Below are 23,139 nucleotides of genomic sequence, written 5' to 3' on the forward strand. Positions count from 1 at the left end.
GCGCGTCCCCGGCGGGCGCGGGCCGCGCCGCGCCGGGACCCACCCCGCTCAGCGCGCGGTCTCGGCCGCCTTCGCCCGCACCGCCTCCTCGTGCGCGCGCACGTCGGGGCGGTACTCGGAGGCGTCGAACATCACGAAGCTGCCGAACAGCACCGCGAACAGCACGGCGCCCACCAGGATGACGAGGTGGAACTTGTGCTCGTACTTCAGGTGCATGAAGAACAGCGCCACCAGCGAGGCCTTCACGGTGGCGATGGCGAGGGCCACCGGCACGTTCGCGGCCCCGAGGTGCACGCGGGCAACGGCCACCGTCAGCACGGTGAGGACCCCCAGGGCCGCGGCGGTGCCGAGCAGCACCGAGGGCGGGAGCACGTGCGGGCCGGCGTGCGCGCCGTCCCCGTGCGCGGGGTGGGAGGAGGCGTTCTCGACGACGTTCATGGGGCCGGCCTCAGATCAGGTAGAGCAGCGGGAAGAGGAAGATCCACACCAGGTCCACCAGGTGCCAGTAGAGCGCCACCGCGTCCACCGGGCCGTAGTAGCCGGGGCCGAAGTCGCCCCGCCGCGCGCGCACGATCAGCCACACGTAGAGCCCGATGCCCACGAGCACGTGGATGCCGTGCAGGCCGGTCATCAGGTAGTAGAGGCTGAAGAAGGTGCCGAGGTGCGCCGGGACCGGGAGCGCCCGCACCGCGGCGGGCAGGCTCGCGAGCAGCTCGGGCGACGGGTTGCAGGCGGTGCCCCACCCCACGCCGTTGTGGAGCTTGTGGCTGTACTCGAAGTACTTCACCACCATGAACGTGGCGGCGAGCACGACGGTCAGGACGAGCGAGCGGATCAGCGTGCGCTGGTTCCCGAGCTGCGCGGCCCGGACCGACCAGGCCGCGGCGAGGCTGCTGCTGATGAGCACGAGGGTGTTGGTCGCGCCCATCCGCCAGTCGAGGAACTGGCTGGCGTAGCGGAACAGCTCGGGGTGGTGGGAGCGGTAGACGCCGTACGACACGAACAGCGCCGAGAAGAACAGCACCTCGTTCGCGAGGAACAGCCAGATCCCCAGCTTGCCGGTGGCGAGCTGGGCGGCCATGTCCTCGAACTGCACGGCCAGGAACCGGCCGCGCTCCTGGCGGGCGGCGGGGGCCGGCTGGGCGGTCGCGTCCATCTAGCGTCCCTCCTCGCGCACCCAGCCCGCTTCCTCGGACACCTCGTGCAGCCCCGAGTAGTCGTACGGGCCGCGGGCGCGCGGCGTCTCGTCGAAGTTGTGGTGGGTGGGGGGCGAGGCGATGGTCCACTCCAGCGACGCGGCGCCCCACGGGTTCGGCGGCGCGCGGCGGCCGCGCCGGAGCGAGTGGAGCAGCCCGGCCAGCGCCACCACCAGGCCCAGGGCGAGCACGAAGGCGCCCACGGTGGAGAGCCGGTTGTGCCCGGTGAACTGCGGCGCGTAGGTGGCGTAGCGGCGCGGCATGCCCAGCACGCCGGCCAGGAACTGCGGCACGAACGTCAGGTTGAAGCCGAGGAACACCAGCCACGCGGACGCCACGCCCACGCCCTCGTGGTACATGCGCCCGGTCATCTTCGGCCACCAGTAGTGCAGGCCGGCCAGGAACGCGATCATCACCGCGCCCACCATGACGAAGTGGAAGTGCGCCACCACGAAGTAGGTGTCGTGCAGCGGCACGTCGGTGGCGAGCAGGCCGAGGAACAGCCCGGTCAGCCCGCCCACGCCGAAGATCGCGAAGAAGGTGAGCACGTACACCATGGGCGTCTTCAGGACGATGGCGCCCTTGTACATGGTGGCGATCCAGTTGAACGTCTTGATGGCCGACGGGATCGACACCAGCATGGTGAGGAAGCTGAAGGCCAGGCTCGCCCAGCGCGACTGGCCCGAGACGAACATGTGGTGGCCCCACACCAGGAAGCCGATGATCGCGATGGCCATCGAGCTCACCGCGATGAAGCGGTAGCCGAAGATGGGCTTGCGGCTGAAGACCGAGACCACCTCCGACACCACGCCCATGGCCGGCAGGATCATGATGTAGACGGCGGGGTGCGAGTAGAACCAGAAGAAGTGCTGGAACAGGATGGGATCGCCGCCGTACTCGGGCATGAACAGGCCGAGGTGGAAGATCCGCTCGAGGAAGCCCATCGCCGCGGTGATGCCCAGCACCGGCGTCGAGATGATCTGGATGACGCCGGTGGCGTAGAGCGCCCACAGGAACAGGGGCATGTCGAACCAGCCCATCCCCGGCGGCCGCATGCGGTGGATGGTGGCGATGAAGTTCACGCCGGTGAGGATCGAGCTGAAGCCGGTGAGCACCACCGCCGACAGCGCCAGCAGGATCCCGAGGCCGCGCGCGCTCTCCAGGCTGTAGGGCGGGTACAGCGTCCAGCCGGTGTCCACCCCGCCCACCACCAGCACCACCACGAAGAAGATGGCGCCGGCCACGAACAGCCAGAAGCTGAGCAGGTTGACGCGCGGGAAGGCGAGGTCCTTCGCGCCGAGCTGGAGCGGCAGCACGAAGTTGCCGAGCGCCGCCGGGATGCCGGGGATGATGAACAGGAAGATCATCACCGCGCCGTGCAGCGTGAACAGCTTGTTGTAGGCGTCGTTCGAGACCAGCGCGCCCTGCGGGCTCCACAGGTGCAGGCGGAGGACCAGCGCGAACACGCCGCCCAGCAGCAGACAGGCGGAGATCGCGGTCAGGTACATGATCCCGATGCGCTTGTGGTCGAGGGTGAAGAGCCAGGAGCGGACGCCGCGCCCGTGCTCGAGGTAGCTCTCGGTCTCGTGCGCCGGCGCGCGCACGGCCACTGCCGCGGTGCTCATCGCTTCGTCTCCTCGCCCTTCGCCGGCGCGCCGCCCTCGGCGGCGAGCGTCTCGAGGTACGCGGCGACGGCCTTCAGCTCGCGCTCCTCCAGCGGCATGGGCGGCATGATGTTCGGGTACCCGGCCACCACCTTCGCGCCCGGCTTGACCAGCGACTCGCGCAGGTACTCCTCGTCCACCAGCGCGGTGGTGCCGTCCGCCAGCTTCTCGTGGCGCTTCCACAGGCCGCGGACCGACGGGCCGACGCTCCGCGTCCCGTCCACGCTGTGGCAGGCGGCGCAGCCCTTCTCCGCGAACACCTGCTCGCCGAGCTCGGCGAGCGTGGCGTCGGCCGGGAGGCCCTCCTTGGACCAGGCGTCGAACGAGGCCTGGTCGGCGTGGACCACCACGGTGGAGAGCATGCGCGAGTGGTCGGTGCCGCAGTACTCGGCGCAGAGGATGGGGTAGCTGCCCGGGACGGTGGGCGTGAAGGTGAGCCGGGTGAAGCGCCCGGGGACCGCGTCCTGCTTGAGGCGGAACTCCGGGACGTACAGGGAGTGGATCACGTCGGTGGCGGAGAGGATCAGCTCGACCGGCCGCCCGGCCACCACGTGCAGCTCGTTCGCGCCCTTGCCGCTCGGGTGGTCGAACCACCAGGACCACTTGCGCCCCGTCACCTGCACGCGCACGGGATCCGCGCCGGGGTCGGCCGAGGTCATCTGGATCCAGGTGCGGGTGGACATCGCGAACAGCGCCAGGACCAGGACCAGCGGGATGACGGTCCACACCAGCTCGAGCCGGGTGCTGTGCGCCGGCGAGGGCTCGGGGTGGAGGCGCGTCGCGCGGCGGCGGTACCGCAGCACGAAGACGATAGTGAGGAGGATGATGAGCGCCAGGAAGAAGGCGCTCCCCCAGAACAGGAACAGGAAGACCCGGTCCACCCCCGCCGCCACGCTGGAAGCCTGCGCGGGGAGGTAGCCGGGGCCTGCCCCGGCGAGGAGGTGGAGGGTGCGAATGGGCAGCTCGGTCACGGTGCGTTCCTGATTCGGCGCCGACGGTCGCGGGCGACGTGGACGCCGACGAAGGAGACGAGGAAGAGCCCGACCACCCCGCCCGCCGCGCGCATCACCTTGAGCGCGAGCGGGAGCGGGTCGTCGGGGGAGAACCCGATGCAGGACAGCAGGAAGCCGCCGAGCGCCTTCTGCTCGGCCGCGGTCGCCACGCGCCCGTCGGCGGCGCGGCGCACCGCGGTGCGCAGCGCGTCCGGCTCGTAGGAGACGCCGTGCAGGTACCCGGAGACCTTGCCGTCGCCGGTGAGCACGACCAGCGTGGCCTGGTGCGCGAACTCGCCGGTCTTCGGGTCGTAGCGGTACCGGAAGCCCACCGCCTCGGCGAGCGCGTCGATGTCGGCCTTCGCGCCGGTGGCGAAGTGCCAGGCGCGGGTCACGCCCTCCCCGCCGCCGGCCTGCTGCACGAACGTCTCCTCGTACTTCTGGATCTGCGGCAGCGTCTCGGCGGGATCGATGCTGAGGGTGAAGACGGAGAAGTCCTCCCCCTTCCAGCCCGCGTCGCGGAGCGCCCGCGCCAGGCCGGCGAGCTGCAGGCTGCAGAGCTTCGCGCAGCTCGTGTAGTTGAAGGAGAGCAGGACCGGGCGGCCGGCCAGCGCGCGCAGCGTCACCGGGCGCCCGTCCTCGCCGGTGAAGGCGAGGTCGCGGGGCACCTCGGCGCCGAGCCGCTCCACCACGCCGATGGCGGCGAGCTCGCGGCGGAGCTGCTCGGGCGTCTGCGCGCGGGCGGCGCCCGCCACGAGGACGAGGACGGCCGCCGCGAGCGCGAGGGGTCGCGGGAGTGAGGTCACGGGGAGGGGGGGACGGGGGTGGCGCGGCTACTTCTTGGCCTTGGCGCCCTTGGCGCCGCGGAGGTCGAGCACGTAGTACGTGAGCGCCCAGCGCTCCTCGGCCGGCAGGTGGCCGAACGCGGTCATGGTCGTGCCGGCGATGCCCTGCTCGAGCGTCGCGAACACCTTGTCGGCGGTGGTGCCGTTCCGGTACGCGCCGGTCACCAGGTTGCGAGGCTTCGGGTCCAGCGCGGCCGCGGCCGCGCCGTCGCCCAGGCCCTTGTCGCCGTGGCAGGCGGCGCAGTTCGTGGCGTAGGACGCCTTGCCCTTGGCGAGCAGCTCGGGGGTCTTCTTCGGCGCCGGGCCGGCGGCGCGGGCGCCGGCGGCGGAGAGGACGGCGGCGGCGGCGAGGGACATCGCGATCGACTTCTTCATGTGGGGTTCCTCCAGCTGCGGGGTTGAACGGGAGCTCCGGGCTGCCCGCGGCGCCGGCTCAACGCCGGCCCGCCTCGAGCATCTCGCGCTCCATGGTGAGGTAGGTCCCGTAGGCGTTGATCCGGTTCGCCGGCTCGAACGCGGGGAGCTTCGCGTACGCGCTCCAGTCGGCGGCGGCGTACGCCTCCTCGAACGGGACGAGGTCCTGGACCGCCGCCCCCATCACCGCGCGGAGGTGGCGGAGGTAGTCGCGGGTCAGGGCGAGGTGGGTGGCCGGGTCCCGCGAGGCGGGGCCGTGGCCGGAGACGAGCAGCTTCGGGCGGCGCTCCAGCAGCCGGTCGATGGCCGCGAGCCAGCGTCGGCTGTCGGCCTCGCCCACGAACGGGATGCGGCCGGCGAAGATGACGTCGCCGGAGAACACCACGCCGTCGTCCGGGAGCACGACCATCAGGTCCTCGGGGGAGTGCGCCGGCCCGAGCCGGACCACCTCGAAGCGCGCGCCCCCCAGCTCGAAGGCGGCGTCCGCGTCGAGCCAGCGATCCGCCGGGAACAGCGGGTTCCCGGCGTCGAACCAGGGCGCGAGCTCCTTGCGGCGCTGCTCGAGCCGCTTCGCCGCCTCGTCGCCCTCGAGGTACGCCCTGCCCTCCCCGCTCGCCCAGACCTCGGCGCCCGCCGCCTTCAGCGCGCCGAGGCCGTAGACGTGGTCGGCGTGGTAGTGCGTCAGGATCACCCGCCGGATCGGCTGCCGCGTCACCTTGCGGATCGCGCGCACCAGCGCGCGGCCCAGCGCGGGCGTACCCAGCGCGTCGATCACCACCACGCCGTCGCCGGTCACGACGAACGCCGCGTTGGAGTTGAAGCCTCGGTTCGCGGCCGACGCGACGCCCGGGTCGCCCTGCACCAGCCAGACCCGCGGCGCGAGCCGGACCGGCTCGAGGACGGGATCGGCCGCGCGGGCGGGCGCGGGACCGGCGGCGGCGAGCGCCGCGACGAGGGTGGCGAGCGCCGGGGTCATCAGGCGGCCATCCCGGGGTCGCGGCCCACGCCGACCAGGCGCGGCAGGTTCGGCGTGCGCGGCGCGACCGTCTTCCGGGCGCGCAGCCAGCGGCCCACCACGTCCCAGATCGGCTCGCCGCCGGCGTCGCGCGCCGCCTCGCTCACCGAGGCCCAGGTGGCGACGCGGTACGTCTTCGACGCCTCCAGGGGCTTCCCGCGCAGCCGCAGGTCCTGGATGCGCTCGCCGCTCCGCGCGCCGGGGTGGCACGCGTACTCGAGCCCGCCGACCCGGACCATGTCGCCGCCCTGCTGGTAGTAGGGGTCCGGGTTGAAGATGTTGTCGCAGACGTCCTCGAGCACCGCCTTCACGGTCGCGCCGGTCATCTCGTTGACGCCGACGGCCGGGTAGCTGATGGCGGTGGCCGCGAGCAGGTCCTCCTGCGTGATGGTGTCGCCCGGCAGGAGCGACGCGCCCCAGCGGAAGCCCGGCGAGAACGCGATCTCGGCGTCCTTCTCGGCCATGAGCGCGTCGAGGATGAGCTGGTCGTAGGTGCCGTTGAAGTTGCCGCGGCGGTAGAGGACGCCCTCGGTGACGGCCAGCGGCGCGGCGAGCCGCTCGCGGAACGGCGCGCGGACGCGCTCGATGTGCGCGGCCATCTCCGGGTCGGCCGGGAGCAGGTTCGAGAACACCGGGAGCAGCCGGTACCGGTGGCTCGCGATCTTGCCGCCGCGGACCTCGAGGTCGAGCACGCCCAGGAACTTGCCGTTCGAGCCGGCGTTCGTGACCAGCGTCTGGCCTCCCCGGTTCTTCACCGGGATCGGGCGCGGGACGCCGTCGTGCGTGTGGCCGCCCAGGATCGCGTCGATCCCGCTCACGCGCGACGCGAGCTTCAGGTCCACGTCCATGCCGTCGTGGGAGAGCAGCACCACCACGCGCGCGCCCTTCGCGCGCGCCTCGTCCACGGTGCGCTGGAGGTTCTCCTCGTCGATCCCGAACGTCCAGTCGGGCACGAGGTACCTCGGGTTCGCGATGGGCGTGTACGGGAACGCCTGCCCGATCACCGCCACCGGGACGCCGTTCACCTCGCGCATCACCCAGGGCTCGAACACCGGGTCGCCGAAGTCGGCGGTGTGCACGTTCTGGGCGACGAACGAGACCTTGCCGGCGAAGTCCTTCTCCACCGCGCGCTTCACCCGGTCGGCGCCGAGCGTGAACTCCCAGTGGCCGGTCATCACGTCCACGCCGAGGAGCTTGGCGGCGTCGATCATGTCCTGGCCGTCGGTCCACAGCGCCGTGGCCGAGCCCTGCCAGGTGTCGCCGCCGTCGAGCAGCAGCGCGCCGGGCCGGCTGGCCCGGAGCCGCTTCACCAGCGTGGCGAGGTGGGCGAAGCCGCCGACCTTGCCGTAGCGCCGCGCCGCGGCCTCGAAGTCGAGATACGTGAGCGCGTGCGCCTCGCGCGTCCCGGGACGGATCCCGAAGTGCGAGAGCAGCGCCTTGCCCACCAGGTGCGGCGGGCGCCCCCGGGCCGGGCCGGCGCCCAGGTTCACCGCCGGCTCGCGGTAGTGGAGCGGCATGAGCTGCGCGTGCACGTCGGTGAAGTGCAGCAGGCTCACGTTGCCGTGGCGCGGCAAGTCGTACAGCCCCGCGCCCTCCGGCCCCGCCGCGCGCGCGCGGAGGGTCATCCCGCCGGCGGCGGCCGCCGCCAGCATCCGCATGAACTCCCTGCGATCCATGGTCTCGCTCGCTCCGCGCTACTGGTTCACCGGGGAGGCGGGATCGAGGAGCAGCGCGACCAGGTCCTTGATCTGCTCCTCGGTGAGGATGGCGTGGTGCCCGAAGCGCGGCATGGTGGAGCACGCCGTGAACGCCTGCGGGTTGAAGATCTTCGCGTAGGTGTAGCGCTGCATGGCCTCGCCCTGCCCGCGCACCTTGCCGTACTGGTAGAGGCTCGGGCCGAGCGTGCCGAACGACACCTCCTGCTTCGAGAGGCGGTGGCAGGCGTAGCAGTTGCCGCCGGACGGCTTCGCGGGATCGTCGGAGAACTGCTTGCCGACGCCGCTCTGGGCGATCTGCTCGCCCTTCTTCCAGTCGCCCATGAGCTTGCCGTCCGCCGGGTAGGCCAGCGTGGCCTGCTGCGCGGCGACCAGCTTCTTCGCGGCGGCCGCGGGCAGCGGGCCCTGGCCGGGCGTGCGGCTGCAGGCCGCCTGGACCTCGTCCTGCTCCAGGCGGTCCAGGCCGGCCTGGCCCTTCTCCTTGAAGGAGGCGCGGATGACCTCGCGGGCGCGGGCCTCGTCCTTCGCGCCCCGCTGCGGCTGGGCGGCGTGCGCGAGGCCCGCGAGCGCGAGGCCGGCGAGCGTGACGGCTACGGTTCGAGCGAACGGCATCGTCTTCTCCTCAGCGCTTGATGGCGGGGGCGTCCATGCCCGCGCCGTTGGCCTGGCGGGCCAGGTAGGTGATGAGGGCGACCGAGCCCTCCGAGCCGAACACGAGCTCCGGGAACCGCTGCTGGCGCAGGCAGTCGTTCATGCGCCACTGCATGGTGCGCACCTCGCCCTGCGAGACGCGGTAGGCCGGCCAGGTCGCGAAGGCGCGCTTCGCGTCGGCGGGCGTGGTGAGGTTGGGGAGCTCCTGCAGGCGGATGCGCTTGCCGCTCTGGGCGTGGCAGGTCGCGCAGGAGAAGTCGTGCGGCCCCCCGCGGTAGAAGAAGATCCGCTCGCCCAGCGCGTACGCGGCCTTCTCCTTCGGGTGCGCGAGCGCCACGCGCACCGGCAGGCCGCGCGACTGCGCCACGATCCAGGCGGCGAGCGCCTCCAGGTCGGAGCGCTTGTCGCCCGCGCCGAACTTCTGCTTGGTGGCCTCCGCGGCGTCGATCCCCTGCAGCGTGCCCATGCAGTGCACCAGGCGCGTCTCGAGGTCCATGACGCGGTCGCCGTCGGCGAAGTACCGGGGCAGCTCGGCGTAGGCGCCCTTCACCACGCCCGGCCCCTTGCCCAGGTCGCAGCCCTCCAGCGACGCGGCCTTCGGCCCGCGCTTCTCCTGCCAGAGCGCCTCGCCGCGCGCCTCCCACAGGTCGGCGGGGTTGCCGTCCTGGAGCAGCTCGCGGTAGCGCGCGATGGCGGCGGTGGCGTCCTCCTCCTGCGCGCGGTGGGCGGCCGGGGCCAGGGCCGCGGCCGCGAGGAGCAGCGCCGGCCCGATCGATCGACGGGTCATCCGAATCTCCTTCAAGGAACGGTTCGTGAAGCTCAGGGCCTGAGGTAGGCGAAGCCCTCGCGCGCCTGGAGGCGCGCGGCCTCCGCCACGCCGGACTGGACCAGCGTCGCCTCCGGCAGGAGCTTCGAGGGATCGATGTTGCGGGTGACGAGCGTGTTGCGGCACGCCCGGAACTCGACGTGGCGGGTGACGAGGTCCTGCACGATGGCGTCGAACGGGTTGCCGTTCTTGTCCATGGCGCCGTCGAGCAGGAAGTCGATGCCGGCGCCGTTCGCCACGACCACGATCTTCGCGGTGGGGTCCGCGTCGAGGTGGTTGCGGATGTTGCGCATGGCGCGCACCGCCTCCTCGAGCCCCTCGGTCAGGTGGTACACGACCTTGATCGGCGCCGCCCTCGGGGCGGCGGCGCGCGCGGGGGGCGGCGCGGCCCGGGCCGCCGGGGCGGCCGCGAGGCCGGCGGCGAGGACGAGGAGCCAGCGGGCTCCCCTCCCCGCCGCCCGCGCCGCGTGGCTGGCGAGCGGCGCGCTCAGGCGATGGTCCCTTCGTCGGTGCGGGTCTCGCCCTTGTTGTCCACCCAGGTCACCTTGACCTTGTCGCCCTTGGCCGCGCCCTTGAACTTGAAGGCGAGGTACGGGTTCTTCGACACCGCCGGGCCCCAGTGCGCGGTGAGCACGGCCTTGCCGTTGCACTCCGCCTGGACCGAGCTGATGAAGTGGGCCGGCACGATCGCGCCGCTCGCGTCCTTGCGCTGGCCCGTCTCCATCTCGTGGCTCATCAGCACCTTCACCTCCACGACGTCGCCCTGGAGGCTCGCGCGGATCTTCATCGGATCTGCCATGGCTGTCTCCTCGCTCCCTACCCGCCGCAACCGCCCAGGGTGACCTTGATCTCCTTCGTCGCCACGTAGAACCTGCCGCCGGCCTTCACCAGCACCGACACGTTCGAGGTCCGGGCCATCTTGACCCGCGTGGAGACGACCGGCAGCGAGGCCGGGGTCAGGAGGAACGACGCGGCGAGCATGTTGGGGTTGGCCTCGACCAGGAACGCGATCGACTCGGTGTCGGGCAGGTTGCTGGTCGCGGTGATGGGCACCACGGCGCCGTTCTCGGCGATGTCCGGCGCGGTGACGGCGATGTCCTTCGAGTCGGCCGGCGCGCCGGCGCCGAGCGCGTCCAGCGCCTCCTTCATGGTCCGTGCCTCGAACGCCGCCTTGTTCCAGTCGGCCGCGCGGCCCCAGCTCGGCTTCAGGATGCCGGCGGCGACCAGCATGCCGAGGAGCGTGGCCCCGCCGGTCGTCTCGAGGAACCGACGCCTCCCGATGCCCGCCTGCTCTACCTCTCTCATTCCGCTCTCCTGTACGGGTTCTGCCGGGCGCGGCGACCGTCGCCGCGCCGCGGGCGCCTCAGCGTGCTCCCTCGAGCACCCACTTCACGATCGTGTCCACGTCGCCCTCCGCCACCTGGCGCTGGGGCGGCATCGGCACCGGCCCCCACGCGCCCTGGCTGCCGCCGCGCACCCGCGCGGCGAGCTTCGCCGCCGCGGCCGCGTCGCCGGCGTACCGCGCCTTCAGGTCGCGAAAGCTCGGGCCGAGCCGCTTCGCCTCGACGTCGTGGCAGGCCAGGCAGCCGCTGGCGCGCGCCAGCGTCAGCCCGGCGGCGGGCTTCACCGCGGCCGGGGCCGCCGCGGGCGCGCCGGTCCGGGCCGCGCCGGCGGGCCGGGTGGTGTCCGCGCCGCGCACCGGGCCGAAGGTCCGGTTCTGCTCGGCCAGGTTCCCGTGGGCGTTGCGGGCGAAGTCCGGCAGCGTCGAGGCGACGCGCGGCTCGGGCCCGCAGTCCTTCATGCACGCGACCGCGCGCACGTCCGGCTTGCCCTTCACGTCCCACAGGCCGTGGGCGCGGGTCATGCCGTTCCGGTTGGGCAGGCGCTGCTGCACCGCGCGGATCGAGTCCTGGTCGAGCACGAAGTCGGACGGGACCACGTCGCCGAGGTTCAGGAGGTACGCGAGCACCGCGTAGGTGTCGTCGTCGCTCAGCGAGCGCGGCGCGTCCCACGGCATGGCGCGGCGGATGTAGTCGAACAGCGTCGAGACCGTGGCCACCTTCATGAGCGTGGTGCGCTGCGGGTGGCCGTTCCCGGTGAGCGCGGCCACGCGCCCGCGGGCCTGGTCCTCGGCGGTGGTCCCGCCGACCAGCGGCGTGAAGACCTCGTTGCTCTCGCCGAAGGTGCCGTGGCACGAGGCGCACTTCGCGTCCCAGAGCTCCTGCCCGCGCAGGACCGAGCCGGAGCCGCGCGGCAGGCCCTGGAAGTCGGGCCGCACGTCGATGTCCCAGGCGCGGAGCTCGGCCGGCGTGGCCGGACGGCCGACGCCCTCCGCCGCTTGCGCGGCGCCGGCGGCCAGCAGCGCCGCGAGGACGAGCGGCTCACGCCAGCTGCACATTGGACACCTCGCCGTTGGGATCGACGCGCCAGGTCTGGATCGCGTTGTTGTGGTAGATGGACCTCGTCCCGCGCACCTCGCGCAGCAGCCGCGTGGTCGGCTGCACGTAGCCGGTGTCGTCCACCGCCCGGCTCTGCAGCAGCGCGGCGCGCCCGTCCCACCGCCAGCTCACGCTGAACCGGGTCAGCGCCTTCGAGAGCACCGGCGTCTCCAGCCGCGCCGGCGTCCAGCTGCGCCCGCCGTCGAAGGAGACGTCCACCCGCTTGATCTTCCCGCGCCCGGACCAGGCCAGGCCGGTCACCTCGCAGGCGCCCTGCTCCACCAGCACCTGCCCGCCGGAGGGCGTGGTGATGACCGACTTCGCCTCCTGGATCGAGGTGTACTGGCGGTGACGACCGTCGGGCATGAGGTCCACGTAGTGGATGGCCTCGTCCTTGGTGGCCCAGGGCTGGTCGCCCACCTCGATGCGGCGGAGCCACTTCACCCAGGAGACGCCCTGGACGCCGGGCACCACCAGGCGGAGCGGGTAGCCGTTCTCGGGCCGCAGCATCTCGCCGTTCTGGCCCCACGCGACGAGCACGTCGTCGAGCGCGCGGTCGATGGCGACGGTCCGGGTCATGCCCGAGCCGTCGGCGCCCTCGGCGAGCACGTAGCGGCCCTTGGCCCGGTCGAGGCCGCAGTCGTCGAGCAGCGTGGAGAGGCGCACGCCGGTGAACTCGCTGCACGACAGCATGCCGTGGGTGTACTGGACGGTGGGCACCGCCACGTTCCCCCACTCCATGCCGGTGTTGGCGCCGCACTCGATGAAGTGGATGCGCGAGACGGACGGCAGGCGCATCAGGTCGTCCATCGTGTAGACCTTGGCCTGGCGCACCAGCCCGTGGACCATCAGGCGGTGCTTCGCGGGATCGACGTCCTGCCAGCCCTGGTGGTGGCGCTCGAAGTGCAGGCCGCTCGGCGTGATGATCCCGAACAGCCCCTGCAGCGGCGCGAAGGAGACCGACGCCGCGTTCACGCGGGTCAGGCCGGGGCTCTCGCGGCGCTGGAGGTTCGCCTCGTAGGGCGACGGCAGGCCGTAGCCGCGCGCGGCCACGGGCTTGCCGAGCGAGGTGTTCCAGGGCTGGCGCTCGAGGATGGCCGGATCACCGGCCGGAGCGCCGACCGGCGCCGCGCCGGCGCGTACCGCGACCGCGCCCGCGGCGATCCCGCCGGCGGCGAGGAACGCGCGCCGCAGGAAGCTCCGCCGTCCGGCGGAGACCTCGGTGATCTGCTCTTGGGTGAGGAAATTCTCAGGAGCCCGGAGGATGCGGGCGGACTTGGATGGCACGCGTGGGCTGTAAGAGAACGAATAGTCGTCGTCTCCGTCCTGAGTGGGGCTTGACGGCGTTCACGCATGGTGACGCATCGCCTGCCAGTGTGGGTGACGCGCGGCGTTGAAACATGGACGGGGCCGCGCTTCACGTTTCGTGCGCTCTCGTGGGGCGCGCGCGACGCGCTCGGCGCCCGGAGCGGCTCTCAGGCCCGGCTCTCAGGCCCGGCGCCCGGCGCGGCGCTCCGGGCGGCCGTACCGCCACGCCGCCCAGGTCAGCACGCCGGCGACCACCGGCGCGAGCAGCACGAGCGCCGTGAGGGCGAACAGCGCGAGCGCGGCGCCCGCCGCGACGACGGCGGGGACGCCCACGAACGCGGCGACGTAGACCGCGGCCTGGCGCGCCTCCCGCTCCGCGCGCTCCCAGTCCGCCGCCGGCGCCTGCAGCACGACCGCTCGTTCCACGCTCATGACCGGCCCTCCTCGCGTGTCGCGCCATCATCGCGCGCCGCGCGGCCCGACCGGACGCCCCACCCGCCCTAGCCTGTGCGCGTCGGACAGGATGCCGCGCGCGCGCCGCCTGGCGGCGCGGTCTCCTTCGCCCATGGCAAACGGCCCTCGCGCCCTCCTCGTCGCCGCCGCGCTGGCCTCGGGCGCCTGCGCGCACGGCTCCTTCGGCCGCGCCGACCCCGAGGCGGAGCTCCGCACGGCGATCGGCGCCGCGAACGACGCGTTCATCCGCGCGCTCGTCGCCGGCGACGCGCGCGGGATGGCGGCGGTGTTCACCGAGGACGCGCTCGTCATCCCCGCGATGCAGCGCGGCTTCGTCTCCGGCCGCGCCGAGCTCGAGGCGTACGACGCCCGGCGCCTGGGGTCGCTCCGGTACCTCGAGGCGACCATCACCACCGTGCAGCTGGAGGTCTCGGGCGATCTCGCCTGGGAGGCGGGGACGAACCGCCTGGTCGTGCAGCAGGGCAACGGCGCGCCCATGACGGTGACCGGCCGCTACCTGGCGGTCTGGCGGCGCGGGAAGGACGGGCGCTGGCGGATCCGCGCGGAGCTGCCGGTCCCCGACCCGCTCCCGTAGCGCCTCAGAAGACGTCGATCGACACGTCCACCGGGATGCCGCGCCGGGCCTCGAGCGCGGCGGCGAGCTTGCCCGCGTCCACGCGCGCGGTGAGGCCGCGCCGCTCGAGCTGGCGCTGCGCCTCGGCGCGGAGGTCCACCCGCGCGTCCGGATCGTCGTGGGCCTCCACGACCACGCGGCTCCCGCGCACGCCGACCTTGACCGGCTCGCGGACCATCCGGACCGGCGTCTTCAGCGGCACCACCTCGAACAGGCGGGGGATGTCCTCGGGGTAGAGCCGGACGCAGCCGTGGCTGAACTTGCGGCCGATCCCGAACGGCTCGTCGGTGCCGTGGATGAGGATGCTGCCCGCCGAGAGGCGCAGCGCGTGTGTGCCGAGCGGGTTGTCCGGTCCGGGCGGGACGCGGTCCGGGAGCGTGGGGTCGTCGCGGCGCATCGACGCCGGCGGGTACCAGGTGGGCGCGACCGTCTTGCCGATGACGGTGAAGGATCCCAGCGGCGTCTTCGCGCGATCCTTGCCGATGCCCACCGGGTACGTGACCGGCGCGGCGCCGCCGCCCGGGAGCAGGTAGAGCCGCATCTCCGAGAGGTTCACGACGATCGACCCCGGCGCCGCGGAGGGCGGCAGGATCCAGGCCGCGGGCACCACCAGCGGCGCGCCCGGCGTCGGGACGTACGCGTCGAGCCCGGGGTTCGCCGCCTCGATGGCGTTGAAGCCCACGTCGTGCGCGCGGGCGAGCTCGATGAGCGAGTCGCCCTGCTTCACGATCCGGGTGCCGAGCACGCCGAGGACGTCGGCGCCGCCGGCGGCCGGCTCGAGGAGGGGCACCGTGGCGAGGAGGAGCGCGAGGAGCGGCTGCATCGGCACAGGCTTCGCGTGCGGGCGGCCCCGCGTCAACCCCCGCTCAAGGGAACACCAGCAGACCGAGGTTCGCCCCGCCCTGGAGCGCGGGGGTGATGCCCGGGTCCCGATCCGCCGGATAGGCGTGATCGCGCTCCAGCCGGTCCATCGCGTCCGGGAACACCGCCAGCCCGAAGGACAGCTCCACCGCGGTGCGCGGCCCCACGTCGAACAGCACGCGCACGCCGCCGCCGGCGCCGTGGCCGAGCACGCCGTTGTACTTGTAGCCGGCGAGCAGCGCGATCTCGGTGGTGGAGGGGCCGTTCACCCGCAGGCTCACGTCGCCGTTGAGCTGGTACGCGTTGTAGTAGTCGAAGCGGAGGTCGCGCTCCGGCGTCCGCTCGTTCGAGAAGACCATCACCGGCGCGTAGCCGCCCGACACCCACCCCTTCAGCCGGCCGGTCCCGCCGCCCGCGATGAGGCCCGCGCCGGACCAGAAGCCGAGGGTCGGCCCGACGCCGAAGCTGCGCTGGCCCGGCGTCGCCGCGACGGCGGCCGGCGCCTCGAGCACGCCGGCGGCGCCCGCGGCCGGCGCGGCGCCAGGCTCCGCCCCCGTCGCCGCGGCCGGCGCGAGGGCGACGAGCAGCAGCGCGGCGATGGCGGAGCGGCGGCGGGCGGCGGCAGGACGGGCTGGGCGCATGGAGCTCCTCGCGGTGGACACGGTCCGCCGCCAGTGTAGCCCGTGCGCCGCCCGAGGCTACTCCGGCGCCGGCCCGAAGGACCGCTCGAAGAGCGCGCGGATCGCCTCGAGCCCGGCCGCGGAGAGCGCGCGGGTCCCGGCGCCGGCGAAGCGCGGGTGCGTGATGACCGGCGGCGCCTCGGTCGCCCAGCCCCGCCCGTCCCAGCGGAACCAGCCGTCCCGCTCCTGGTCGAAGACGTGGACCGGCTTCCCCCAGTGGCGCGCCAGCTCGACCGCCCAGCCGGTGCCGCCCTGGGCCGTGTCGTCGGGGTTGAGCGCGCCGACGGCGAACACCTCGCCCGCGGTGCCGACCTGGTGCCAGATGAGCTGGAGCACGCGCCGGTGCTCCGCCGGACCGGCCAGCGCGCGGGGCAGGTGCGCCTTCAGGTAGGCCTCGCTGACGTCGCCGAGGCGCAGCTCCGCCTCGGTCAGCTCCGTGAGTCCGCGGGTCCGGGCCAGCGCCGGGCGGCCGGCGAAGGTGAAGTTCACCTCCTGCACGCCCCAGCGCTCCGCGCAGGCGCCGAACGCCTCCTCCGCGCCGGCGGACCCGCCCGCGAGCAGCGTGAACGCCTCCGGGCCGCGCGCGTCGCCGCCGTCCTCGTCCTCGCCGCCCGCGTAGCGCAGCGAGCCGCCCTCCACCACGAGCGGCAGGTCGGCCTCGTCCGAGCCGTCGAGATCCCGGAGCAGCCGCACCCGCGCGCCGCGCCCCTGCGGCACCAGGGACAGGATCACGTCCACCTGCTCGCCGCAGCGCTCCGGCGGCGCGGCAGGGTCGTCCGGGTCGGCCTCGCACGGCGGGCGCCCCGGGGCGGACCGGGCGGTCATCCACAGCTCGGCGCCCGCGCGCGCCGCGCTCGCCTTCAGGCCGGCGAGCGTCCCGGCGACGTCGGGCCGGGGCCCGGCCCAGGCGAAGCCGTCCACGAGGAGCGTCGCGGGGGTGCAGCCGAGGTGCGCCTGGAACGCGGCCAGCGCCTCGTCCAGCGTCCGGACGCCGAGGCCGCCGTCCATCGCCGACCAGATCAGCCGCTGGCGCGAGACCATCTCGTGGACGCCCCGGCGGTCGGCCAGGTCCACGCGATCGGCCAGCTCCTCGAAGAACGCGTCGTAGCGGGCCGAGACGTGCTCGACCGGCTGACCGAGCGCCACGTGCAGCACCGGGCGGCCGCGCAGGAGCGCGTCCAGCCCGAGCTGCACCAGGACGGCGGACTTGCCGACGCCGGCGGGCGCCACGATCACGCCGAGGCGACCCTTGCCGAGGCCGCCGCGGATCCTCCGGTCGAGGATCCGCAGCGGGCTCTGGAGGATCGCTTCCTGGCGGATCATGGCTCCGGCATCGCTACTTCTTCCCGCCTTCGGCCTTCTTGGACGCCTTCGTCATGAGCTCCTCGGCCATGGCCGCCGGCACCGGCAGGTAGCGCGAGAACTCCATGCTGAACTCGGCCTTGCCCTGGGTCGCGGACCGCAGGGTCGTCGAGTAGCCGAACATCTCGGCCAGCGGCACCTCGGCCTCGATGCGGGCCAGGCCGCCGTCGTCCTGCGAGCCGATGATCATGGCGCGCCGCTGCATGAGCGTGCCCAGGATGCCGCCGGAGAACTCCGCCGGGCCCTCGCACACCACGCGCATGATCGGCTCGAGGAGGCGCGGCTTGGCGCGGTCGAAGCCCTCGCGCCAGGCGCCGCGGGCGGCCTCCTGGAACGCGATGTCCGACGAGTCCACCGCGTGGCTGGCGCCGTCGTTGATGACGACGCGCACGTTCACCACCGGGAACCCGAGCAGGCGGCCCTTGGCGATCATCGAGCGGAAGCCCTTCTCCACCGAGGAGATGAACTCGCGCGGGATGGCGCCGCCGACCACGTCGTCCACGAACTCGAACTGCTGCTCGCAGGGCTCGATGTAGCCGCACACGCGGCCGAACTGGCCGGAGCCGCCGGTCTGCTTCTTGTGCGTGTAGGCGAAGTCGGCGCGCTGGCTGACCGTCTCGCGGTACGCCACCTGCGGCGGCGACACCTCGACGATGCAGTTGTACTCGCGCTTCATGCGCTCGATGTAGACCTCGAGGTGCAGCTCGCCCATGCCGCGGATGATGGTCTCGCCGCTCTCCTCGTCCAGGCCGGCGCGGAAGGTCGGGTCCTCGCGGGTGAAGCGCCGGAGCGCCTTGCCCATGTTGGTCTCGCTCTTCGAGTCCACCGGCTTGATGGAGAGCGCGATCACCGGCTCGGGAACGTGCATCGAGGTCATGTTCAGCTTGACCTTGCCGTCGGTGAACGTGTCGCCCGAGTTGCAGTCCACGCCGAACATCGCGACGATGTCGCCGGAGCCGGCGGCGTCGATGTCCTCCATCTGGTCGGAGTGCATGCGCACGAGCCGGCCGATGCGGTGGTCCTTCTTCGTGCGCATGTTCGTGATGAACATGTCGCGCGAGAGCTTGCCCTGGTAGATGCGCAGGTAGGTGAGCTGGCCGTAGCGCCCGTCCTCGAGCTTGAACGCCAGCGCCACCGTCGGCTTCTCGTTGTCGATGGTGAGGGCGACCTTCTCCTCGTCCTTGGTCAGGTCGTGGGCCTCGTTGACCACCTCGGTCGGATCCGGGAGGTAGTCCACCACGCCGTCGAGCAGCTTCTGGACGGCCTTGTTCTTGTAGGCCGAGCCCATGAACACCGGGGTGAGCTTGAGCGCGAGCGTGCCCTTGCGGACGGCCGCCTTGATCAGCGCCTCGGTGACGCGGTCCTCGAGGATCGCCTCGGTGAGCTCGTCGGAGAACATCGACGCCGCGTCGAGCAGCTCCTCGCGCGCCTTGGCCGCGTCGGCCTGCATGCCGGCCGGGATCTCGGACTCGGTGATGACCTCGCCGTCGTCGCCGCTGAAGCGGTACGCCTTCATCGTGACGAGGTCCACCACGCCCTCGAACTTGTCCTCGAGGCCGATGGGGAGCTGCATCAGCACCGGGTTGTGCTGGAGCTTCTCGCGGAGCTGGTCCTTGACGCGCAGCGGGTTCGCGCCGGAGCGGTCGCACTTGTTGACGAACGCGAGGCGCGGCACGTTGTAGCGCCGCATCTGGCGGTCCACGGTGAGCGACTGGCTCTGGACGCCGGCCACCGAGCAGAGCACGAGGATGGCGCCGTCGAGGACGCGGAGCGACCGCTCCACCTCGATGGTGAAGTCCACGTGGCCGGGGGTGTCGATGATGTTGAGGTGGAGCCCCTTCCACTCACAGTGCGTCGCGGCGGAGGCGATGGTGATGCCGCGCTCGCGCTCGAGCTCCATCGAGTCCATCGTCGCGCCGACGCCGTCCTTGCCCTTCACCTCGTGGATGGCGTGGATGCGCTTCGTGTAGAAGAGGATCCGCTCCGTCAGCGTGGTCTTGCCGCTGTCGATGTGGGCCGAGATCCCGATGTTCCGGAGCTTCGAGAAATCCGTGTACACGTCTTACCTCCACCCGCGGGGGCGGACCGAGCTGCATGGGCGAATCGGTTGCGCGGCGTCGCTCGCCAGTCCCGCCGGCGGGGCGTGAGAGCCGCGTGTCTCGAACCCGTTTCGGCGCGCGTTTCATCCACGCGAGCCGGCCACGGATACGACGAAGCCCGCGCCGTCCACCCACATCCACGGCCGCGAGCGGCGCGCACCCTCGCACGAACCGGCGTCGAGATGCAAGCCGCCGCCCACGGCGCCGCCGCCGGCGACCGGAACCCTCCCCCGCGGCAGGCTTTTTCGGCCCGGCTCCCCCGGAAGCGGGGGCGCGCCTGCGGCCGTCCGTCCGCTACGACCGGTCGAACAGGTTGAGGACGAGCGACTTCCGCCCTCCCGACGCCTTCACGTTGGCCCAGCGGCGCCGCTCCCGGAGCTTGTGGACGACGATGAGGGTTCCGGCGGCGGCGACGACGACGAGGGGGACGACGGTGGCGAACACGGCTGGGCTCACGTGGCGGCGTTGAAGGTGGGGGCGCCCGCCCGGCCGGGCGGCGCTCCTGTGGCGCCGGGGCTCGGCCCTCCGAGACCCCCGCGCTCGCGCCACCTCTGGCACGGATCGACCGGCCTTGCACCACTCGGACGGGGGAGCGCTCGAGCCCGCGCTCGCAGCGGCGACCGCGGGGCTCAGGGGAGCAGCGTGCCGTCGTAGCAGAGGCGCGCGCGGGTGGCCGGGAAGTACCAGCCGATGGCGGCGCAGAGCTCGTCGCTCGCCGGGTCGTCGCCGGGCTGGACGGGGCTCGCGGTGGTGTTCAGGTAGTCGCAGCGCGTGGTGAGCCGCCCGCTCGCGAACGCCAGGAACGGCGCCGCGTCGCGGCGCGCGAAGCCCGGCGCGGACCAGTCGGCGCTCTCGAAGAGCGTGGTGGAACCGTCCGCGATCGAGGTCGCGACCGAGTGCTTGTACGTGCGCGTCGTCAGCGCCACGAAGCGCGCGCCGGCGGGGACGTCGCAGGTGGTCTCGGCCGTCGCCGAGCCGGAGGCCGGGATGCTGAACGAGGCCGCCACCGACACGTACGGGCTCGCGAGCATCGTCGCCGTCCCGGCCGGCCAAGCCTCCGCGTCCAGCTCGACGTGCGCGGTGATCGGCTGGTCCGACGCGTTCACCCAGTGCACGCGCAGGTAGCCCGCCTGGCCGGCGGGGATCCGGAGGCCGACCGCCTTGCCGCTGCCGTCGTCGGGCGGGAACGAGAACGAGGCGGTGCCGGACGACCCCACGTACGCAGGCACGGGGCCGCTCGCGGGCGCCCACGCGCAGCCGGTGGACTGCGTTCCCGGCGCCTGGACGTTGTCCGGCGTGAGCATCATCGCGACGCTCGCCGCGACCGCGGGCAGGCGCGAGGTGAAGGACCGGACGACGAGGTCGTCCGCGTTCGGGGTGCGGAAGTACCAGCAGGACGCCAGCTCCTGCCCCGCGCCCACCACGAGGTCCGGGCTCCGGAGCTGGAAGGTGCGGGGAGGCGGCGGGGCCGCGCCGCCGGAGCCGCCGGAGCCGCCGCCGCACGCCACGGCGGCGAGGGCGGCGGCGAGCGAGAGCCATCGGGACGCGTGCCTCACGTGGACCTCCCGTCCCGGTCAGCCGGTGGGACGCGACACGGTAGCCGAGGCCCTCGACCCGGCCCACCGGTCCGGGTGGGTCGGGGCGGGGAGACGGGCGACACCCGTCGATGCAGGTCAAGGGGCGGCGGCGTCGATGCACCGGCGGTCCCGCGCGTCCCGCCGGCGCGTGGGCGCGAGGCGGACGGCGAGCGCGGTGGCGGCGGCCAGGGCGCCGAGCGCGGCGACCCCCACCCAGCCCGCGTGCGCGAACACCTCGCTGGCGGCCGCGGCGCCGGCGGCCATGCCGAGGAACATCGCGCTCACCAGCACCGCGTTGAGGCGGCCGCGCGCGGCGGGATCCAGGCCGTAGACGACGCTCTGGTGTGCGATGAGGCTGGCCTGCACCCCGAGGTCGAAGACCACGGTCGCGACCACCAGCACCACCAGCGATCCCGGGAACAGCGCGATGGCCGCGAAGGACCCCACCCCCAGCGCCGCGCCGGCGCGGATCACCGGCTCGGGACCGCGCCGGTCGGCGGCCGCGCCCGCGAGCGGGGCGATGGCCGCCCCGGCAGCGCCGGCGAGGCCGAAGGCTCCGGCGGCCACGGGGCCGAGCCTGAACGGCGGCGCCGCGAGCGCCAGCGTCAGCGTGGACCAGAAGGCACCGAACGCGACGCTGAGGAACGCCTGCGCCAGCGCGGCGCGGCGCAGTGGAGCGAGGTCGCGCGCGAGCCGGACGATGGACGCGAGCAGCGCCCCGTACCGGGCGCGTGCCCCGGGGGGCATGGGCGGCAGCCTCAGCCCGACCGCGACGGACAGCGCCGCCACGGCGGCGGCGGCGCCCAGGTACACCGCCCGCCAGCCGACGTGCGCGCCGACGACGCCGCTCACCACGCGCGAGAGCAGGATCCCGAGCAGGAGGCCGGTCATCACCGACCCTACCGTCCGCCCGCGTGACGCCGCCGGCGCGAGCGCCGCCGCGGCGGGCACGAGGTCCTGGGCCGCCGTCGCGACCAGGCCGATGGCGAGGCCGGCGACGGCGAGGAGCCCGGCGGATGGGGCGAGCGCGGCCCCGAGCAGCGCGACCGCGAGCGCCGCGAGCTTCGCGACGACCACGCGCCGGCGGTCGAGCCGGTCGCCGAGCGGCCCGAACAGGAGGATGCCGGCGGCGTAGCCGAGCTGCGTGAGCGTGGGCACCGCGCCGATGGCGGAGGACGATGCGCCGAGGTCGCGCGCCATCGTGTCGAGCAGCGGCTGGTTGTAGTAGAGGCTCGCCACCGAGAGCCCGGCGCCGCCCGCGAGCAGCAGGAGGAGCGGCCTGGCGATCGGGGCCTCGGGCCGGGGGGAGGTCGCCCCAACCGGGTGGCCGGCGGGGGCGGCGAGGGCGGTGGGGGCCAGTTCGTGCGTCGTCATGGCGGGCACGATGCGCCGTGCGGTGGCCCTGCGGTAGACGCGTGACCGGGAGATCCGTTATGCGTCGTACGTATGAAGGCGACGACCGATCGTCTGGCCCTCGCCGAGACGTTCGTGCGCATCGTCGAGGCGGGGAGCCTCTCCGCCGCGGCGCGACAGCTCGGCACCTCCCAGCCCACCATCAGCCGGCGCCTGCACGCGCTCGAGGCCGCCCTCGGCGTCCGCCTGCTGCAGCGATCGACCCATGCCATCCACCTCACCGAGGCCGGGCAGAGGTACGCCGCCCGGGCCCGGGAGCTGGTCGGCGAGTGGCGCGCCTTCGAGGCGGAGCTGCGCGGCGACGGAGACGAGCCGGCGGGGCACCTCCGGGTGGTCGCGCCGCACGCGTTCGGGCAGCAGCAGCTCGTCGGCCCGGTGGTCGAGTACCTGCGCCGCTACCCTGCCCTGAGCGTCGAGTGGCGCCTGCACGACGGCCCGGTGCGGTTCGTGGAGGACGGCGTCGACTGCTGCGTCTCGGTGGACGCGCCGGAGGGCGACGCCATCGTGGTGCGGAAGATCCACGAGGTGCAGCGGATCGTGGTCGCTGCGCCGTCGCTCGTCCCGGGGCACGCCCCCTCGCGCCCCGCGGCCCTCGCCGCGCTGCCCTGGCTCGCGCTCGTGCCGTACTACCGCAACACCGTCCGCCTCGAGGGCGCGCGCGGCGCGACCGCCGCCCTCCGGATCCGGCCGCGCTTCGTGACCGACAGCCTCTTCGCGCTCCGCCAGGCCGCGTGCAGCGGGCTCGGTGCCGCGCTCGCCTCGGACTGGATCCTCGCCGAGGACGTCGCCGCCGGCCGCCTCGTGCACCTCCTGCCCGGGTGGCGCGGGCCCACGCTGCCCGTCTACGTCGCGTATCCGAAGGCGCGGTTCTACCCGGCGAAGCTCCGCGCGTTCGTCGAGATCATGCGGACGGCGTTCACCGCGCAGGGCGCCGGGATCGGCGGCACGAGGTCCCAGCGCCGCTGATGGCGCTGCCTGCGAGGCGGACCGCGGCAC

General features: G+C 73.6%; 25 protein-coding genes. 2 read left to right on the forward strand and 23 right to left on the reverse strand.

The annotated features are described in order from the left end of the window. Nucleotides 1-48: 48 nt before the first annotated feature. The 16 genes from PSR1_RS00120 to PSR1_RS00195 all read right to left on the reverse strand — a co-directional run bounded on the left by PSR1_RS00120 (nucleotide 49) and on the right by PSR1_RS00195 (nucleotide 13,496). A complete protein-coding gene (locus PSR1_RS00120; RefSeq protein ID WP_059435621.1) occupies nucleotides 49-438 on the reverse strand; it encodes a cytochrome C oxidase subunit IV family protein in 390 nt (129 codons plus the stop codon). 10 nt (nucleotides 439-448) lie between these two features. Continuing rightward, the gene (locus tag PSR1_RS00125) at nucleotides 449-1,156 is read right to left on the reverse strand and encodes a cytochrome c oxidase subunit 3 family protein (protein ID WP_059435622.1); all 708 of its coding nucleotides are present in this window, start codon (nucleotides 1,154-1,156) and stop codon (nucleotides 449-451) included. Next, the gene (gene ctaD, locus PSR1_RS00130) at nucleotides 1,157-2,821 is read right to left on the reverse strand and encodes a cytochrome c oxidase subunit I (RefSeq protein WP_059435623.1); all 1,665 of its coding nucleotides are present in this window, start codon (nucleotides 2,819-2,821) and stop codon (nucleotides 1,157-1,159) included. Then, a complete protein-coding gene (gene coxB / locus PSR1_RS00135; protein ID WP_059435624.1) occupies nucleotides 2,818-3,831 on the reverse strand; it encodes a cytochrome c oxidase subunit II in 1,014 nt (337 codons plus the stop codon). The genes ctaD and coxB overlap by 4 nt, the downstream gene beginning before the upstream one ends. Then, a complete protein-coding gene (locus tag PSR1_RS00140; RefSeq protein WP_059435625.1) occupies nucleotides 3,828-4,658 on the reverse strand; it encodes an SCO family protein in 831 nt (276 codons plus the stop codon). The genes coxB and PSR1_RS00140 overlap by 4 nt, the downstream gene beginning before the upstream one ends. Nucleotides 4,659-4,685: 27 nt before the next feature. Beyond that, nucleotides 4,686-5,072: a cytochrome c gene (locus PSR1_RS00145; protein ID WP_059435626.1), complete on the reverse strand. Its 387-nt coding sequence runs from the start codon at nucleotides 5,070-5,072 to the stop codon at nucleotides 4,686-4,688. Nucleotides 5,073-5,130: 58 nt separating this feature from the next. Next, nucleotides 5,131-6,087: an MBL fold metallo-hydrolase gene (locus tag PSR1_RS00150; protein WP_059435627.1), complete on the reverse strand. Its 957-nt coding sequence runs from the start codon at nucleotides 6,085-6,087 to the stop codon at nucleotides 5,131-5,133. Beyond that, nucleotides 6,087-7,802, reverse strand: a complete 1,716-nt coding sequence (gene soxB / locus PSR1_RS00155; RefSeq protein ID WP_059435628.1) for a thiosulfohydrolase SoxB — start codon at nucleotides 7,800-7,802, stop codon at nucleotides 6,087-6,089. Before soxB ends, PSR1_RS00150 begins: the two co-directional genes overlap by 1 nt. 18 nt (nucleotides 7,803-7,820) lie before the next feature. Continuing rightward, complete coding sequence (gene soxX, locus PSR1_RS00160; RefSeq protein ID WP_059435629.1) at nucleotides 7,821-8,453, reverse strand: sulfur oxidation c-type cytochrome SoxX; 633 nt, start codon at nucleotides 8,451-8,453, stop codon at nucleotides 7,821-7,823. Between the two features lie 10 nt (nucleotides 8,454-8,463). After that, a complete protein-coding gene (soxA, locus tag PSR1_RS00165) occupies nucleotides 8,464-9,279 on the reverse strand; it encodes a sulfur oxidation c-type cytochrome SoxA (protein WP_059435630.1) in 816 nt (271 codons plus the stop codon). Nucleotides 9,280-9,311: 32 nt separating this feature from the next. Then, nucleotides 9,312-9,653: a DsrE family protein gene (locus tag PSR1_RS00170; RefSeq protein ID WP_059435631.1), complete on the reverse strand. Its 342-nt coding sequence runs from the start codon at nucleotides 9,651-9,653 to the stop codon at nucleotides 9,312-9,314. A gap of 152 nt (nucleotides 9,654-9,805) precedes the next feature. Further along, nucleotides 9,806-10,117, reverse strand: coding sequence for a thiosulfate oxidation carrier complex protein SoxZ (gene soxZ, locus PSR1_RS00175; RefSeq protein WP_012525641.1), 312 nt, complete (start codon nucleotides 10,115-10,117; stop codon nucleotides 9,806-9,808). Nucleotides 10,118-10,134: 17 nt separating this feature from the next. Continuing rightward, complete coding sequence (gene soxY / locus PSR1_RS00180) at nucleotides 10,135-10,623, reverse strand: thiosulfate oxidation carrier protein SoxY (protein ID WP_059435632.1); 489 nt, start codon at nucleotides 10,621-10,623, stop codon at nucleotides 10,135-10,137. Between the two features lie 58 nt (nucleotides 10,624-10,681). Continuing rightward, nucleotides 10,682-11,716 (reverse strand): c-type cytochrome, encoded by a 1,035-nt coding sequence (locus PSR1_RS00185; protein ID WP_059435633.1) that lies wholly within the window; start codon nucleotides 11,714-11,716, stop codon nucleotides 10,682-10,684. Then, entirely contained in the window at nucleotides 11,700-13,043 is a 1,344-nt protein-coding gene (gene soxC, locus PSR1_RS00190; RefSeq protein ID WP_059435634.1) for a sulfite dehydrogenase, read from the reverse strand. The genes PSR1_RS00185 and soxC overlap by 17 nt, the downstream gene beginning before the upstream one ends. A 201-nt stretch (nucleotides 13,044-13,244) precedes the next feature. Beyond that, complete coding sequence (locus PSR1_RS00195) at nucleotides 13,245-13,496, reverse strand: hypothetical protein (RefSeq protein ID WP_059435635.1); 252 nt, start codon at nucleotides 13,494-13,496, stop codon at nucleotides 13,245-13,247. A 133-nt stretch (nucleotides 13,497-13,629) separates the two neighbouring features. Here PSR1_RS00195 and PSR1_RS00200 point away from each other — a divergent pair, with 133 nt between their 5' ends. Next, a complete protein-coding gene (locus PSR1_RS00200; RefSeq protein ID WP_059435636.1) occupies nucleotides 13,630-14,112 on the forward strand; it encodes a DUF4440 domain-containing protein in 483 nt (160 codons plus the stop codon). A gap of 4 nt (nucleotides 14,113-14,116) precedes the next feature. Here the strand turns inward: PSR1_RS00200 and PSR1_RS00205 are convergent, their stop codons facing one another. The 7 genes from PSR1_RS00205 to PSR1_RS00230 all read right to left on the reverse strand — a co-directional run bounded on the left by PSR1_RS00205 (nucleotide 14,117) and on the right by PSR1_RS00230 (nucleotide 22,104). Continuing rightward, the gene (locus PSR1_RS00205; RefSeq protein ID WP_059435637.1) at nucleotides 14,117-14,974 is read right to left on the reverse strand and encodes a L,D-transpeptidase family protein; all 858 of its coding nucleotides are present in this window, start codon (nucleotides 14,972-14,974) and stop codon (nucleotides 14,117-14,119) included. A 43-nt stretch (nucleotides 14,975-15,017) separates the two neighbouring features. Beyond that, the gene (locus tag PSR1_RS00210; protein WP_059435638.1) at nucleotides 15,018-15,653 is read right to left on the reverse strand and encodes a hypothetical protein; all 636 of its coding nucleotides are present in this window, start codon (nucleotides 15,651-15,653) and stop codon (nucleotides 15,018-15,020) included. A gap of 57 nt (nucleotides 15,654-15,710) precedes the next feature. Continuing rightward, nucleotides 15,711-17,015 carry an AAA family ATPase gene (locus PSR1_RS00215; RefSeq protein ID WP_059435639.1) on the reverse strand — a complete coding sequence of 435 codons (1,305 nt, stop codon included), beginning with the start codon at nucleotides 17,013-17,015 and terminating at the stop codon, nucleotides 15,711-15,713. Between the two features lie 13 nt (nucleotides 17,016-17,028). Continuing rightward, on the reverse strand, nucleotides 17,029-19,113 hold the full coding sequence (gene fusA / locus PSR1_RS00220) for an elongation factor G (protein WP_059435640.1): 2,085 nt from the start codon (nucleotides 19,111-19,113) through the stop codon (nucleotides 17,029-17,031). Between the two features lie 334 nt (nucleotides 19,114-19,447). Next, entirely contained in the window at nucleotides 19,448-19,609 is a 162-nt protein-coding gene (locus PSR1_RS23990; RefSeq protein ID WP_160308979.1) for a hypothetical protein, read from the reverse strand. A gap of 173 nt (nucleotides 19,610-19,782) precedes the next feature. Beyond that, nucleotides 19,783-20,709: a hypothetical protein gene (locus PSR1_RS00225; RefSeq protein ID WP_059435641.1), complete on the reverse strand. Its 927-nt coding sequence runs from the start codon at nucleotides 20,707-20,709 to the stop codon at nucleotides 19,783-19,785. Between the two features lie 117 nt (nucleotides 20,710-20,826). After that, nucleotides 20,827-22,104, reverse strand: coding sequence for an MFS transporter (locus tag PSR1_RS00230; RefSeq protein ID WP_059435642.1), 1,278 nt, complete (start codon nucleotides 22,102-22,104; stop codon nucleotides 20,827-20,829). 72 nt (nucleotides 22,105-22,176) lie between these two features. Between PSR1_RS00230 and PSR1_RS00235 the strand changes: the two genes are divergently transcribed. Continuing rightward, on the forward strand, nucleotides 22,177-23,109 hold the full coding sequence (locus PSR1_RS00235) for a LysR family transcriptional regulator (RefSeq protein WP_059435643.1): 933 nt from the start codon (nucleotides 22,177-22,179) through the stop codon (nucleotides 23,107-23,109). Nucleotides 23,110-23,139: the final 30 nt, after the last annotated feature.

This window comes from Anaeromyxobacter sp. PSR-1, from assembly GCF_000964525.1.
Classification (GTDB): domain Bacteria; phylum Myxococcota; class Myxococcia; order Myxococcales; family Anaeromyxobacteraceae; genus Anaeromyxobacter.

Excerpts from the sequence above, each read along its gene's own strand:
- PSR1_RS00120 (WP_059435621.1), bottom strand. The coding sequence starts at position 438 with ATGAACGTCGTCGAGAACGCCTCCTCCCACCCCGCGCACGGGGACGGC.
- PSR1_RS00125 (WP_059435622.1), bottom strand. The coding sequence starts at position 1,156 with ATGGACGCGACCGCCCAGCCGGCCCCCGCCGCCCGCCAGGAGCGCGGC.
- ctaD (WP_059435623.1), bottom strand. The coding sequence starts at position 2,821 with ATGAGCACCGCGGCAGTGGCCGTGCGCGCGCCGGCGCACGAGACCGAG.
- PSR1_RS00145 (WP_059435626.1), bottom strand. The coding sequence starts at position 5,072 with ATGAAGAAGTCGATCGCGATGTCCCTCGCCGCCGCCGCCGTCCTCTCC.
- PSR1_RS00150 (WP_059435627.1), bottom strand. The coding sequence starts at position 6,087 with ATGACCCCGGCGCTCGCCACCCTCGTCGCGGCGCTCGCCGCCGCCGGT.
- soxB (WP_059435628.1), bottom strand. The coding sequence starts at position 7,802 with ATGGATCGCAGGGAGTTCATGCGGATGCTGGCGGCGGCCGCCGCCGGC.
- soxX (WP_059435629.1), bottom strand. The coding sequence starts at position 8,453 with ATGCCGTTCGCTCGAACCGTAGCCGTCACGCTCGCCGGCCTCGCGCTC.
- soxA (WP_059435630.1), bottom strand. The coding sequence starts at position 9,279 with ATGACCCGTCGATCGATCGGGCCGGCGCTGCTCCTCGCGGCCGCGGCC.
- soxZ (WP_012525641.1), bottom strand. The coding sequence starts at position 10,117 with ATGGCAGATCCGATGAAGATCCGCGCGAGCCTCCAGGGCGACGTCGTG.
- soxY (WP_059435632.1), bottom strand. The coding sequence starts at position 10,623 with ATGAGAGAGGTAGAGCAGGCGGGCATCGGGAGGCGTCGGTTCCTCGAG.
- PSR1_RS00185 (WP_059435633.1), bottom strand. The coding sequence starts at position 11,716 with ATGTGCAGCTGGCGTGAGCCGCTCGTCCTCGCGGCGCTGCTGGCCGCC.
- PSR1_RS00195 (WP_059435635.1), bottom strand. The coding sequence starts at position 13,496 with ATGAGCGTGGAACGAGCGGTCGTGCTGCAGGCGCCGGCGGCGGACTGG.
- PSR1_RS00200 (WP_059435636.1), top strand. The coding sequence starts at position 13,630 with ATGGCAAACGGCCCTCGCGCCCTCCTCGTCGCCGCCGCGCTGGCCTCG.
- PSR1_RS00205 (WP_059435637.1), bottom strand. The coding sequence starts at position 14,974 with ATGCAGCCGCTCCTCGCGCTCCTCCTCGCCACGGTGCCCCTCCTCGAG.
- PSR1_RS00210 (WP_059435638.1), bottom strand. The coding sequence starts at position 15,653 with ATGCGCCCAGCCCGTCCTGCCGCCGCCCGCCGCCGCTCCGCCATCGCC.
- PSR1_RS00215 (WP_059435639.1), bottom strand. The coding sequence starts at position 17,015 with ATGATCCGCCAGGAAGCGATCCTCCAGAGCCCGCTGCGGATCCTCGAC.
- PSR1_RS00230 (WP_059435642.1), bottom strand. The coding sequence starts at position 22,104 with ATGACGACGCACGAACTGGCCCCCACCGCCCTCGCCGCCCCCGCCGGC.
- PSR1_RS00235 (WP_059435643.1), top strand. The coding sequence starts at position 22,177 with ATGAAGGCGACGACCGATCGTCTGGCCCTCGCCGAGACGTTCGTGCGC.